The organism is Aquabacterium olei (assembly GCF_003100395.1).
In the GTDB taxonomy this organism is placed as follows: domain Bacteria; phylum Pseudomonadota; class Gammaproteobacteria; order Burkholderiales; family Burkholderiaceae_C; genus Aquabacterium; species Aquabacterium olei.
The window spans coordinates 1,287,681-1,299,450 of sequence record NZ_CP029210.1 but is presented as its reverse complement, the minus strand read 5'-3'; the positions used below and the strand labels follow the sequence as shown (position 1 = coordinate 1,299,450).

Here is an 11,770-nt window from a genome sequence, read left to right as displayed (position 1 = left end):
CGTCCGCTGGACGAGATCCCCGAGCGGCGGTTCAGCCCGGGCCCACCAACTCAGCCCGGAGGCCGACCAATGGACTCGGGAGGAATTCCATGGCTGTCAAGGTATTGATTCTCGAAGACAACCCGGTCGCGCGCGGCTTTCTGTGCCGCGTCGTGCGCGAAAGCTTCAGCGATGTGGACAGCATCACCGAGGCGAGCGACCTCGATGCCGCCCGCCGGCTGTTGGGCCATGCGCCGGGGGGCCGGGCCACCCCGTCGGCCGACCCGTTCCAGCTTGTCATGGTCGATCTGGAATTGCCCGATGGCAGCGGCCTGGAGTTGCTGACGGAGCTGTCCAGCTACCCCGCCACCCGCATCGTCACCACGCTCTACTCCGACGACGAGCACCTCTTCCCGGCGCTGCAATGCGGCGCCGACGGCTACCTGCTGAAGGAAGACCGCTTCGAGGTGCTTGTCGAGGAGTTGCAGAAGATCGTGCGCGGCCAACCCCCGCTGTCGCCCGCCATTGCCCGCCGGCTGCTGAACCACTTCCGCAGCGGCGAGGGGCTGGCCGGCAACGGGCACGGCGTGGCCGAGCCACCCGCACCAGGTGCCCCGTCGCCAGCCACAGCGCCTGCGCCGCTGGACCACGAGCGCCTGACCCCGCGCGAAAGCGAGGTGCTGACCTACCTCAGCAAGGGCTTCACGATCAAGGAGATCGCGTCGCTGATGGGCATCAAGTGGTTCACCGTCAACGACCACATCAAGTCGATCTACAAGAAGCTGAACGTCTCGAGCCGCGCCGAGGCCGCGGTGCTGGCGAGCAAACAAGGCCTGGTCTGAGCCGGCCATGTCGAACGCGGCCCGCCTTCACGAAGCTGGCCACGACGCCCCTGCCCCGAGCCGGCTCGACGGCCTGCTGGGGCGACACACCGCGGCGCACTGGCCCACGCTGGAAGAGGCGCTGCAGCGCACCACGGAACGCCCGCGGTGGATCGGGTGGCGCCTGCGTTTGCTGGTGTTCATCGTGGTGGGCAGCTGCCTGGCGGTGGCCGCCTGCGGGTGGTGGCTGACCCAGCAGCCGCGGCTGCCGGTCACCCTCAAGGCCACGGGCGACGGGCACCTGACGCTGCAGTCGGTCGACTACCCCACGCTGCGCAAGCTGGAGGGCCAGGCGCTGGTGGGGCTGCGCATCGACCCACCGCCCGACATCGGGCCCGGCTTGCCGATCAGCCTGCCGACGGACATGCTGCTGCTCCAGCAGTCGGCGCGGTGGATGCCCTCCCCTCTGGAGCGAGACCGGCTCGAACGCTTTCATGTGCAGATCGACCGGGTGCGCGCCCACTGGCGACCCGATGGCCTCGTGGCCCACTTGCGCTTTGCGCACACGGCCGAAGAGCCGTTGCTGATCGCGCCCCGTGGCTGGGCCGGCGTCAGTGCGCTGTTCTGGCTGCTGGCCGCCCTCGCCCTGGCGGTCTTCCTCGTGGGGGCCGTGGTGCTGCTGGCCGGCCTTCAGGCCCGCAACGCCGCCTTCGCCGTGCTGACGACGGCGCAAAGCGCACAGCTCATGCTGATGGCGCTCCACAGCAACCTCGATTTCTTTGCACCGGGTTGGCTGATTCGGCTGGACCTGCACGTGCGCGTGGCCTGCGACCTTTGCAGTGCGGCCGCGCTCGTGCAGGTGGCGGTCACTCACCCACACCGGCAGCCCGGCTGGGTCGGCCTGGCCGGGACCGCCTGGAGCCTGGCTGCGGCCACGGCCTGGGGCGCGTACCAGGGGCTGCCACGCGAGGCGGCCTGGTGGGCCGTTCAGATCGGTGCCGGCCTGCTGCTGGTGACCTCGGTGGCGCTGATGACGCGGGGGCAACACCTGGCGCCCCACCCGTTCACGCTGGTGATGCGGCGTTTCACGCTGATGTCCATCACCACCGGGATGGCGCTGACGGCGGCGATCGCGCTGGGCGGAAGCCGGCCCGATCTGCAGCGCCACCTGGCGGTGTACGGCGCGATGATCTGGCATGTCTTCGTGGCAACGGAGTTGCTGCTGTCGCCTTATCTGTCGCGCACCAGGCAGGTGCTGCAGGAGTTCTCGCTGCTGGCAGCGTCCAGCACGGTGGCCGCGTCGCTCGATCTGCTGTTCGTCGCGGTGTTCTCGATGGGGCAGTTCACCTCCATGACGCTGTCGCTGTTTCTGGCGGTGGGCGTGTACATGGTGGCGCGCCGCTGGCTGCTCACGCTGCTGCCGGGGCGGGAGTCGCTCTCGATGGAGAAGCTCTTCCAGCACCTCTATCGGATCGCGCGCGAGGTGGAGCGCCAGCCCGACACGCTGGATGCGTCGATGCTGCGCCTGATGCGCGAGCTGTTCGACCCCTTGCAGGCCAGCATCGCGCAAGGGGCACTGCAGGCTGCCTGCCTGCGCGGCAACGGTGCGGTGCTGCTGGTGGGCATGCCCAGGCTGCATGGCGGCAGCCCGGAGCCGGGCCGCGTGCTGGTGCTGCAGCACGCGCACAAAGGACGGCGCCTGTTCACGCTGGAAGATGCGAGCCTGGCCGAGCGCATCGTGGAGCAGCTCCAGCGCGCCCTGAACTTCGATCAGGCCGTGGAGCAGGGTCGCACCGAAGAGCGGCTGCGCATCGCGCAGGACCTGCACGACGACATTGGCGCACGCCTGCTCACGCTGATGTACCAGGCCCCGAATCCCGAGATCGAGCAGTACATCCGGCACACCATCCAGGACCTCAAAACGCTGACCCGCGGCCTGGCAGCGCAATCACACAGCCTGATGGAGGCCGCCGCCGAATGGAAACGCGATCTGCACCACCGCGCCAGCGTGGCCGAGTGCCGACTGGACTTCGATTTCAGCGCCGACACCAACGTGGCGCTGACCATGGTGCAGTGGTCGGCCCTGACCCGCATCCTGCGCGAACTGGTGAGCAACGCCTTGAGCCACGCGCGAGCCACGCACATCGCCGTGCACCTGTCGCTGGCGGAAGACCGCCTCACCCTCACGGTGGAAGACAACGGCATCGGTCGAACGCCCTCGAACTGGTCCCACGGGCTGGGCCTGGGCGGTGTGCGCAAGCGCGTCAAGCAACTGGGGGGCAGCGTGCGCTGGGTGGAAGCCGAGCCCAACGGCATCCGCTGTGAAGTGGTGGTCGAGCCCTTTGCCGGGCCGGGCCCCGCAGCCCTGGAAGATCAGGTCTCCCACTGAGGCGTGTTGCGCAGCACCTCTTCCAGCGTCGTCACGCCTTCGGCCACCTTCATGACCCCGGCCGGGCGCAGCGGACGCAGGCCCTCCTTGGCCGCCATCTGCCTCAGGCGCGGCATGTCGATGTGCGGGTGGATGGCGGTGCGCAGCGCCTCGCTGATGGGCAGCAGTTCGTACAGGCCGACGCGGCCCTTGAACCCCGTCATGCGGCATTCCAGGCAACCGACCGGCTTGTAGGGCTGGATGTGCCCGTTGAGGCGCCAGGGCTTGATGGCCTCGGCCAGCATCTCGGGCCGCACAGCATCGTCGGGCTTCTTGCAGTGCGGGCACAGGGTGCGCACGAGGCGCTGGGCCAGCACGCCGATCACGGTGGCGCTGATCAGGTAGCTCGGTACGCCGAGGTCGGTCAGGCGGGTGATGGCCGAGGCCGCATCGTTGGTGTGCAGGGTAGAGAACACCAGGTGGCCGGTCAGCGAGGCCTGGATGGCCATCTCCGCGGTTTCCAGGTCACGGATTTCCCCCACCATGATGACGTCCGGATCCTGCCGCATGAGCGCGCGCAGGCCTTCGGCAAAGCCCAGGTCGATGGCGGGCTGCACCTGCGTCTGGTTGAACGAGGGTTCGATCATTTCGATCGGGTCCTCGATGGTGCAGACGTTGACCTCGTCGGTGGCCACGCGCTTGAGCGTCGAGTACAGCGTCGTGGTCTTGCCCGAGCCGGTCGGTCCGGTCACCAGGATGATGCCGTGCGGGCGTGCGACCAGCTGTTCCCAGATCTGGGTCTCGCTCGGGGCAAAGCCCAGTGCCTCGAACGACTTGACCGTGTTGTCCGGGTCGAAGATGCGCATCACCAGCTTCTCGCCGAAGGCGGTGGGCATGGTGGACAGACGCATTTCAACTTCATCGCCACCCGGGTTGCGGGTCTTGATGCGGCCATCCAGCGGGCGGCGCTTCTCGACCACGTCCATGCGGCCGAGCAGCTTGATGCGGGCGGTCATGGCCTGCATCACGGCCAGCGGCACCTGGTAGACGGTGTGCAGCACGCCGTCGATGCGGAAGCGGATGGCGCCCATCTCGCGGCGCGGCTCGAGGTGGATGTCGGAGGCGCGCTGGTCGAAGGCGTATTGCCACAGCCAGTCGACGACCTGGATGATGCCCTGGTCGTTCGCGTCGAGCTGGCGGTTGCTCTTGCCCAGCTCGACCAGCTGCTCGAAGTTGTGGGCCACCGAGTCGCCGGTCTTCTTGTTGGCGTCCTTGACGGACTTGGCCAGCGTGTAGAACTCGGTTCGGTAGCGTTGCAGGTCGAGCGGGCTGGAGACGACCAGCTTCACCTTCTTCTTCGTGTGGGACAGGATCTCCTCGACCCAGTCCACATCCAGCGGTTCGCTGGTGGCGATGGTGATTTCGGTCAGCGTCAGCTGCACCGGCAGCGCCTTGCGGCGCTCGGCGTAGTTGATGGACATGATCTCGGCCACACGCGCCACGTCGACCTTGAGCGGGTCGATGCGCAGGTAGGGCATGCCGACACGGCCAGCCAGCCATTCGGTCAGCGGCTCGAGCTCCAGCAGGTTGCCGTTGTCGGCACGCGTGAGGCCCATGCCGGCCAGGCGTACCAGCGGGTGCTGGGCGCTGTCGCCGGCGGCAAAGCGGCGGGCCACCTTCTCGGCGTCGCGCACGCTGACCACGCCATCTTCGGTGAGCCACTGCAGCAGCAGGCGCCACTCGAGCGGCCCCTTGGGCGGGACGGCAGTGCGGCGGGATGCCGGGGGCGCACCGGGCGCGGGGGCGGACGCAGAAGAGGCGCTCATGTCAGGCAGAAGGTGACGGGGTGCAGCGAGACAGCAATTTGACCCATTTTCGCGCAGGCAGATTCCAGCGGGTCTGTAAAGATTCGGCACGTTCGGCCAGCACTTCGCGCGGCGGGAGGTCAAAGCCCTTCCATGCCAGGACAATGGTGTTGCCGTCGCTCGTGGGCTTGAGCATCGCCACGCGCTCGGCACCGAACGCCGCGGCGATGCGGGCGGCGCTGCGGTCGAAGCTGACGTCGCGACCGAACAGGTTCACGCTCATCACCCCGCCGTCGTCGAGCGCCTGCCAGCACGCCCGGTAGAACGCTTCGTCGTCCAGCACCGGGCTGGCCGCCTCATGGTCGTACAGGTCGACGCAGATGGCATCGAAGGCGGCCACATGCGCGTCATCGGCCACGAAGCGGGCGGCATCGCCCTGGATCACCGTCAGGCGCTCGTCGTCGTCGGGCAGATGGAACCACGCACGGCAGGCGGCGATCACCTGCGGGTTGAGCTCGACCGCCGTGGTGGGCGCGCGCAGCACGCTGTGGCAGAACTTCGTCAGGGCCGCGGCGCCCAGACCGAGCTGCAGCGTACGGGCCTCGGGCACGGTGTCGGGCTCACGCAGCAGTGTCCAGGCCATCATGCGCTGGATGTACTCGAGCTCCAGCTTCAAAGGTTGGCGGATGCGCATCGCGCCCTGGATCCAGGGCGTTTCGAGATGGAGGTAACGCAGACCGCCCTGCTCGGACAGGGTGGCCTCGGGGAGTCGGGGCTTTCGTTTCACCAGGTGAGTGTGGCACAGTGCCACGCCATGCCCAGCGCACCCCTTGTCCCCGCATCGCCCCGTCTGGCGGGCCTCGCCCCGGTGGTGGGCGCGGGCGCCAGGTTGCTGATTCTGGGCAGCTTTCCGGGGGTGGCCTCGCTCGCTTCCCAGCAGTATTACGCTCACCCGCGCAACGCGTTCTGGCCCATTCTGTCGGCGCTGTGGGGGCTGGACGGCGATGAGGCCCTGCAGGCACGCCCATATGCCGAGCGCCTGCCGGTCGTGCGGGCACACGGCCTGGCCATCTGGGATGTGTATGCGAGGTGCGCGCGCGAAGGCAGCCTCGACAGCGCCATTCGGGACGCCGAGCTCAACGATCTCCCGGGGCTGATCCGCCAGGCACCCACGCTGCGGGCCATCGCCCACAACGGCGGGGAATCAGCCCGGCACCGGCGCGTGACCGAGGCGCTGGGGCTGCCGGTCTATCGGCTGCCTTCCACCAGCCCGGCCAATGCGTCGTGGTCGTTCGAGCGCAAGCTGGCCGCATGGCGTGCGGTGTTCGAGCAAGCGGAGGTGATGAGACCGCTGGAGGGGCTCAGGGGCTGAGCCTGTCGGCCTCTTTGATTCACGGTCTGCGCCGTGTGCTTTCCAGAAAACGAAACGGGGCGCCAGCCCATTGGCCAGCGCCCCGGTGAAGCGTGTCTGCCGCCATGGGACGACAGACGTTCGACTCAAGCGAGAGCTTAGAAGAACAGGATGCCGCCGAGGCTGATCGTGTTGTTCTTGGTGTTGCCCGCGTTGTTGGTCGTGATCTTCTCGTTGTTGAACTCGCCCACCAAGGTGACAAACTTGTTCAGCGAGTGGTAGACACCGAGGGTGTAGGACTGGTTCTTGCGCTCAGAATAGGTACCAGCCAAGGCGCCTGTGTCCGCATAGAGCGCGTTCACGGCAGAGCCCTCGTCCTTGTTCTGACCGTAGTTGACGCCAAACTTGGTATCCCCGAGCTTGTAAGTCGCTTGCAGGAAGTACCCATTCGATTTGGTCTTCTGGCCATCATCACCTCGGCCACCCAGGAACTGCGCCCCGACAGTCGACAGCCCCAGGCCTTTTCCATTGAAGGCATATGCCAGGAACTCGAAGTCGGAGACCTTCACCTTGCCACCCAGCTCGAAGCCATTTGCGGTATAGCCATCGCCGCCACAAGCCGGCACGCCCTTGCTCTGGCAATCGGTCTTCTGCTGGATCATGCCGGTCCAAAGCTGGCCGGGCAGCGAGCCCGGGATGTCGTACGTGGCCATCGCCTGGAGACCAGGGCTCTTTGCACCGTTGCCGGAGTAGTTCTTCGGCTGGAACAGGCCGGCGCCGGCCTGGAAGCCCGACACCTTCGGGCTCAGGTACGAGATCTGGGCCTGGAAGCCGGTGTACATGTAGCCGTGGCCGATCATGCCGAACGTGGTGTTGAAGGGCACAGCCGCATAGGACGTGCCACCCACGCCCAGCAGGGTCATGTCGGACAGGATCACGTTCTGACCGAACATGCCGATGTCGCGACCGATCTTGAACGTGCCCATCGTCGGCGTACCGAACGAGAAGTAGTTGTTTCGCGTATCGATCTGGGAGTAGGGGTAGCCGCCCTGTTCGTCCGGCAAACCAACGATGTTCGAGCTGTCGTTGATGCCCGGGGCGAAGCTGACGTGCGCCTTCACGTCATAACCACTGGCCTTGCCCGTGGCCACAAAATTGATCCAACCAGGCAGCAAGCCGTTGGAGATACCGCTCGTCTTGTTCGTCGAGCGAACGCCGTCTTCAGTCGTCTTGCTTTCGCGATTGACGTAGAACCCGTTGACCGTGCCGTTGATGTCGAGCGTGACGCCGTTCTGCTCGAAGCTCACTGCTTGAGCCGGGAAAGCGGCAGCGGCAGCGACCGCGAGGGCGAGGATCGACTTGATGGGGGCAGTCTTCATGTTGTCTCCAGTCTTGAACCTTGGTTTGGTTGAGCCCGCTGGACCGCGGGTTGGGGGAGCCAAGGGCAAGGCCTGTGCCGGAAATCGGCCAGACGGGGATGTGACAGGGAAAGGCCGGATCTGGCACAGGGTTATCCCACCCGACATGGAGCAGTGTTGCCCCAGGCTGCAGCACTCTGGCGGCGAACCGTCTCAAGCGCGCCATGGCGCAATCGTGCGATCCGGTGACAGCGAACGTGTCAGAGCAGGACACCCAGGCCGCGCAGGCGGGGCAAAGCCGTCAGGGCGTTGTGGGTGGTGCGCGCGCGGGTCTGCTCGATCGACCCGCCCCGCAGCCCCGCGAGCACCGCGCCGATGGCGGGCAGCTCCGCCGGCTCGTTGCGGCTTACGGCACCGGCCGCCCGCTCGGCCGCGGTGCGGTACAGCCAGTGCGGCGGGATGTCGGGGGCGTCGGTTTCCAGCACGAGGGCGTGATCGGGCAGGCTGGCGGCCAGTCGGCGGATCTGCAGCGCGCGGTCGAAGGTCATGGCGCCACCAAAGCCCAGGCAGAAGCCCAGCTCGACAAAGGCCTGGGCCTGCTGGGCACTGCCGTTGAAGGCATGGGCGATGCCACCGGGCACCGGGCGGCCGGCATCCCGCAGGCGGCGCAGGTGCTTGAGCAGCAGGTCAGCACTGCGCCGAACGTGAAGAATCACCGGCAGACCGTGCTCGGCCGCCAGCGCCAGCTGTGCGGCATACAGGCCCTCCTGGGCCCGACGCGATGCCGGATCCTGCAACTCGGGCACGAAGTGGTCGAGGCCGATCTCGCCGACGGCCACCAGCCGCGGATCGGCACCGTGCTGCTGCAGCGCAGCGGCCAACGCAGCGACGGGATCGCGCCCGGCCCGGTGCGCATACAGCGGGTGGGTGCCCAGTGCGTAGGCCCCTTGCGCATCCAGCGCGGCCTGCCTGGCCGATTCGAAAGTCGACGGCATCACAGCCGGAACCACCTGCAGGGTGACGCCAGCCGCACGCGCCCGCGCGATCACATCGGATCGATCAACGTCGAACTCCGGGGCGTCCAGGTGGCAATGGGTGTCGATCCACATGGGACATGGGCGGCGCCCGTGAAGCGCTCAGTCGGCGAACGCGCCGCCAACCAGGTGGTGGCGCACGGCACAGCGCTCGGCCAGACTGCTGTCGTGCGTGACCATGATCACGGCCGTGCCTTCGTCCCGGGCGAGCTGCATCATCAGGCCGAACACGGTGTCGGCGGTGCCACGGTCGAGGTTGCCTGTGGGCTCGTCGGCCAGCAGGCACGCGGGCCGGGTGACCAGCGCCCGGGCCACGGCCACACGCTGGCGCTCACCACCGGACAGTTCGGCCGGGCGGTGGTTGCTGCGGTGCGTGAGCCCGACGCGGCCCAGCCAGGCCTGCGCCTGTTCGCGGGCCTGCGCCAGGGTCTGACGACGGATCAGCAGCGGCATGGCCACGTTGTCGAGCGCACTGAACTCGGGCAGCAGGTGGTGGAACTGGTAGATGAAGCCCAGGTGCTGGTTGCGCCAGGCGCCCTGCTCGGCCGCGTTCATCTGCGCGAGGTCACGGCCCATGAGGCGCACTTGCCCCTGGGTGGGCGCGTCGAGCCCGCCCAACAGGTGCAGCAGCGTGCTCTTGCCCGAGCCCGACGCCCCGACGATGGCCACGGTGTCACCGGCGGACACGTTCAGGTCGACGCCCTGCAGCACGGTGACATCGACCGGGCCTTCGTGGAAACGACGCACCAGGCCGCGCGCTTCAAGGATGAGGTTGGGCGGGGTGTGCATCAGATGTTCAGCAGCCAGGCGATCACGTTCTTGGCCACGAAGCCCAGCACGCCGAAACCCAGCACGAGAAAGAGCACGAAGGTGCCGAACTTGCCGGCCTTCGATTCACGGGCCAGCTGCAGGATGATGAACATCATGTAGAGGATGAAGGCGCCGACCCCGAAGGTCAGCCCCCATTGAGCAATCTGCTCCTCGGTCAAACCGTACATATCAACTCGTCTCGCGGACCACGAGGTCCCGGTAGGCATGCCAGGTGGCGTGGCCCAGCACCGGGATCACCACGATCAGGCCGAACATGAGCGTGCCGAGTCCGAGGACGGTCAGCGTCATGATGATCGCCGCCCACAGGCTCAGGCAGATGGGGTTGGCGGCCACGGCACGCCAGCTGGTGCGCAGCGCGCATTGCATGGTCACACGGCGGTCCAGCAGCAGCGGGATGGCCACGACGCTGGACGCAAACAGCGGGGCCGCCATCAGCCCGCCCAGCAGCAGCCACAGCTCGAACACGCCCGGATCGGCGGCCAGCACCACACGGTGCAGGAAATCGCTCGGTGTGCTGACCGGTGGCTTGACGCCCAGCGTGATGAGCGCCGCCGAGGTGATCACCCACGCCGTGCCCAGAAAGGTCAGCAGGAGGCCGAACTGCACGAGGCGCCGGTCGAGCGAGCCCCACACGCGGGTCACCGTACCGAAGTTGGCCGGCTCGCCGCGCACCAGCGCCCGGCTGACGGCGTACAGGCCGGTGGACAGGATGGGCGCCACCAGCAGGAAGCCCGAGAACGCGCCGGCCAGCACCCAGAACCGGTCCCAGGCAAAGGCGAGCAGCAGCCCACCGAAAAGGCCCATCACGGCGCCGTGCGCCAGCCCCACGAGGGGCGCGTCCATGAAATCAGCCCAGCCATGGGCCAGCCACCGGAAGGTGCGCAGCGAATGCACCTTGCGGACCGGGAGGGGACGGTGTTCGGCGGGAATGAGTTCACTCATAGCGCAGGGCCTCGGCGGGTTGCACACGACTGGCGCGCCAGCTGGGATACAGCGTGGCGGCGAGGGACAGGACGAGTGAGATGACGGCGATCGGCATGATGTCGGACCACTGCGGGTCGGACGGCATCTTGCTGATCAGGTAGATGCTGCCGGGCAGGAAGCTGACGCCCAGCAGGCGCTCGATGGCGGGCACGATCACGTCGATGTTGAAGGCCACCAGCAGCCCCAGGCCCAGACCGCCCAGCGTGCCCAGCACCCCGGACAGCGCGCCCTGGACCATGAAGATGCCCATGATGGAACGCGGGCTGGCCCCGAGCGTGCGCAGGATGGCGATGTCGGCGCGCTTGTCGGTCACGGTCATCACGAGGGTGGAGACGAGGTTGAAGGCGGCCACGGCCACGATGAGCGTCAGGATGATGAACATCATGCGCTTTTCCACCTGCACGGCATCGAACCAGTTGCGGTTGGTGTGCGTCCAGTCACGCACGATGACGCCATCGCCCAACAGGGCCTGCAGCTCGGCGGCCACGCGGCGCGCCGCCTGGGGGTCTTTCAGGCGCAACTGCACCCCCGAAACGCCGCCCGTGCGAAACAGCCGTGCCGCATCATCGGCATGCATGAGGACCAGGCCGCTGTCGTATTCGTAGTGGCCGGCATTGAACAACCCCACCACCGTGACCTGCTTGAGCCGCGGCACCACGCCAGCGGGTGTCACCTGCCCGCTGGGCGCGACCAGGGTGATCGAATCGCCCTCGCGGACGCCCAGGTTGCGCGCCAGCTCCACGCCGATGACAACGCCCCACCCGCCCGGTGTCAGGCGCCCGAAGGTGGGTTGCATGCTGGCCGCCAGGGGGGTGACCTGCGCTTCCTGGGAGGGCACGATGCCGCGCACCATGGCGCCCCGCATGTCGTCGCCCCGCGCGATCAGAGCCTGGGCGGGCACGAAGGGGGCCGCCCCGGCGACGTCGGGATGCCGACGGGCGGCATTGGCCAGCAGCGTCCAGTCGACGAGTGCGCCGCCGTGAGCGTCATACAGCTCGACATGGGCCACGACGGACAGCATGCGGTCGCGCACTTCCTTCTGGAAGCCGTTCATCACCGACAGGACGATGATCAGCGCCGCCACCCCGAGCGCGATGCCCAGCACCGAGACCCCGGAGATGAAAGAAATGAAACCGTTGCGGCGGGTGGCGCGGCTCGCCCGGGTGTAACGCCAGCCGACACGCCATTCATAAGGCAGATTCATGGTGAGGGGGAGTGTACTCATTCGATAATCCCCCC

At 67.6% G+C, this 11,770-nt stretch carries 11 protein-coding genes; 3 read left to right on the top strand and 8 right to left on the bottom strand.

Translation table 11 applies throughout. From position 1 onward, the window contains the following. Positions 1-89 precede the first annotated feature (89 nt). Both DEH84_RS05805 and DEH84_RS05800 read left to right on the top strand, forming a co-directional pair. Positions 90-821 (top strand): LuxR C-terminal-related transcriptional regulator, encoded by a 732-nt coding sequence (locus DEH84_RS05805; protein ID WP_109035608.1) that lies wholly within the window; start codon positions 90-92, stop codon positions 819-821. A gap of 7 nt (positions 822-828) precedes the next feature. After that, positions 829-3,189: a sensor histidine kinase gene (locus DEH84_RS05800; protein ID WP_109035606.1), complete on the top strand. Its 2,361-nt coding sequence runs from the start codon at positions 829-831 to the stop codon at positions 3,187-3,189. Here DEH84_RS05800 and tfpB read toward each other — a convergent pair. Together tfpB and DEH84_RS05790 are read right to left on the bottom strand one after the other, a co-directional pair. After that, the gene (gene tfpB / locus DEH84_RS05795) at positions 3,174-4,994 is read right to left on the bottom strand and encodes a type IV pilus assembly ATPase TfpB (protein WP_109035604.1); all 1,821 of its coding nucleotides are present in this window, start codon (positions 4,992-4,994) and stop codon (positions 3,174-3,176) included. The two genes, DEH84_RS05800 and tfpB, sit on opposite strands and share 16 nt — an antisense overlap. Position 4,995: 1 nt before the next feature. Beyond that, entirely contained in the window at positions 4,996-5,760 is a 765-nt protein-coding gene (locus tag DEH84_RS05790; RefSeq protein ID WP_342755630.1) for a spermine/spermidine synthase domain-containing protein, read from the bottom strand. Between the two features lie 27 nt (positions 5,761-5,787). Between DEH84_RS05790 and DEH84_RS05785 the strand changes: the two genes are divergently transcribed. Next, positions 5,788-6,345 (top strand): DNA-deoxyinosine glycosylase, encoded by a 558-nt coding sequence (locus tag DEH84_RS05785; protein WP_109038237.1) that lies wholly within the window; start codon positions 5,788-5,790, stop codon positions 6,343-6,345. 137 nt (positions 6,346-6,482) lie between these two features. On the opposite strand, the gene DEH84_RS05780 is transcribed toward DEH84_RS05785, so the two are convergent. From DEH84_RS05780 to DEH84_RS05755, 6 genes are all read right to left on the bottom strand, one after another. Next, a complete protein-coding gene (locus DEH84_RS05780) occupies positions 6,483-7,703 on the bottom strand; it encodes a porin (protein ID WP_109035600.1) in 1,221 nt (406 codons plus the stop codon). 239 nt (positions 7,704-7,942) lie between these two features. Further along, positions 7,943-8,791 carry a TatD family hydrolase gene (locus DEH84_RS05775; RefSeq protein ID WP_109035598.1) on the bottom strand — a complete coding sequence of 283 codons (849 nt, stop codon included), beginning with the start codon at positions 8,789-8,791 and terminating at the stop codon, positions 7,943-7,945. A gap of 27 nt (positions 8,792-8,818) precedes the next feature. Further along, positions 8,819-9,505 (bottom strand): ABC transporter ATP-binding protein, encoded by a 687-nt coding sequence (locus DEH84_RS05770; protein ID WP_109035596.1) that lies wholly within the window; start codon positions 9,503-9,505, stop codon positions 8,819-8,821. Then, positions 9,505-9,714 carry a DUF2788 domain-containing protein gene (locus DEH84_RS05765; RefSeq protein WP_109035594.1) on the bottom strand — a complete coding sequence of 70 codons (210 nt, stop codon included), beginning with the start codon at positions 9,712-9,714 and terminating at the stop codon, positions 9,505-9,507. The genes DEH84_RS05770 and DEH84_RS05765 overlap by 1 nt, the downstream gene beginning before the upstream one ends. Position 9,715: 1 nt before the next feature. After that, complete coding sequence (locus tag DEH84_RS05760; protein ID WP_109035592.1) at positions 9,716-10,489, bottom strand: DUF2189 domain-containing protein; 774 nt, start codon at positions 10,487-10,489, stop codon at positions 9,716-9,718. After that, positions 10,482-11,735, bottom strand: a complete 1,254-nt coding sequence (locus DEH84_RS05755) for a lipoprotein-releasing ABC transporter permease subunit (protein ID WP_109035590.1) — start codon at positions 11,733-11,735, stop codon at positions 10,482-10,484. The genes DEH84_RS05760 and DEH84_RS05755 overlap by 8 nt, the downstream gene beginning before the upstream one ends. Positions 11,736-11,770: the final 35 nt, after the last annotated feature.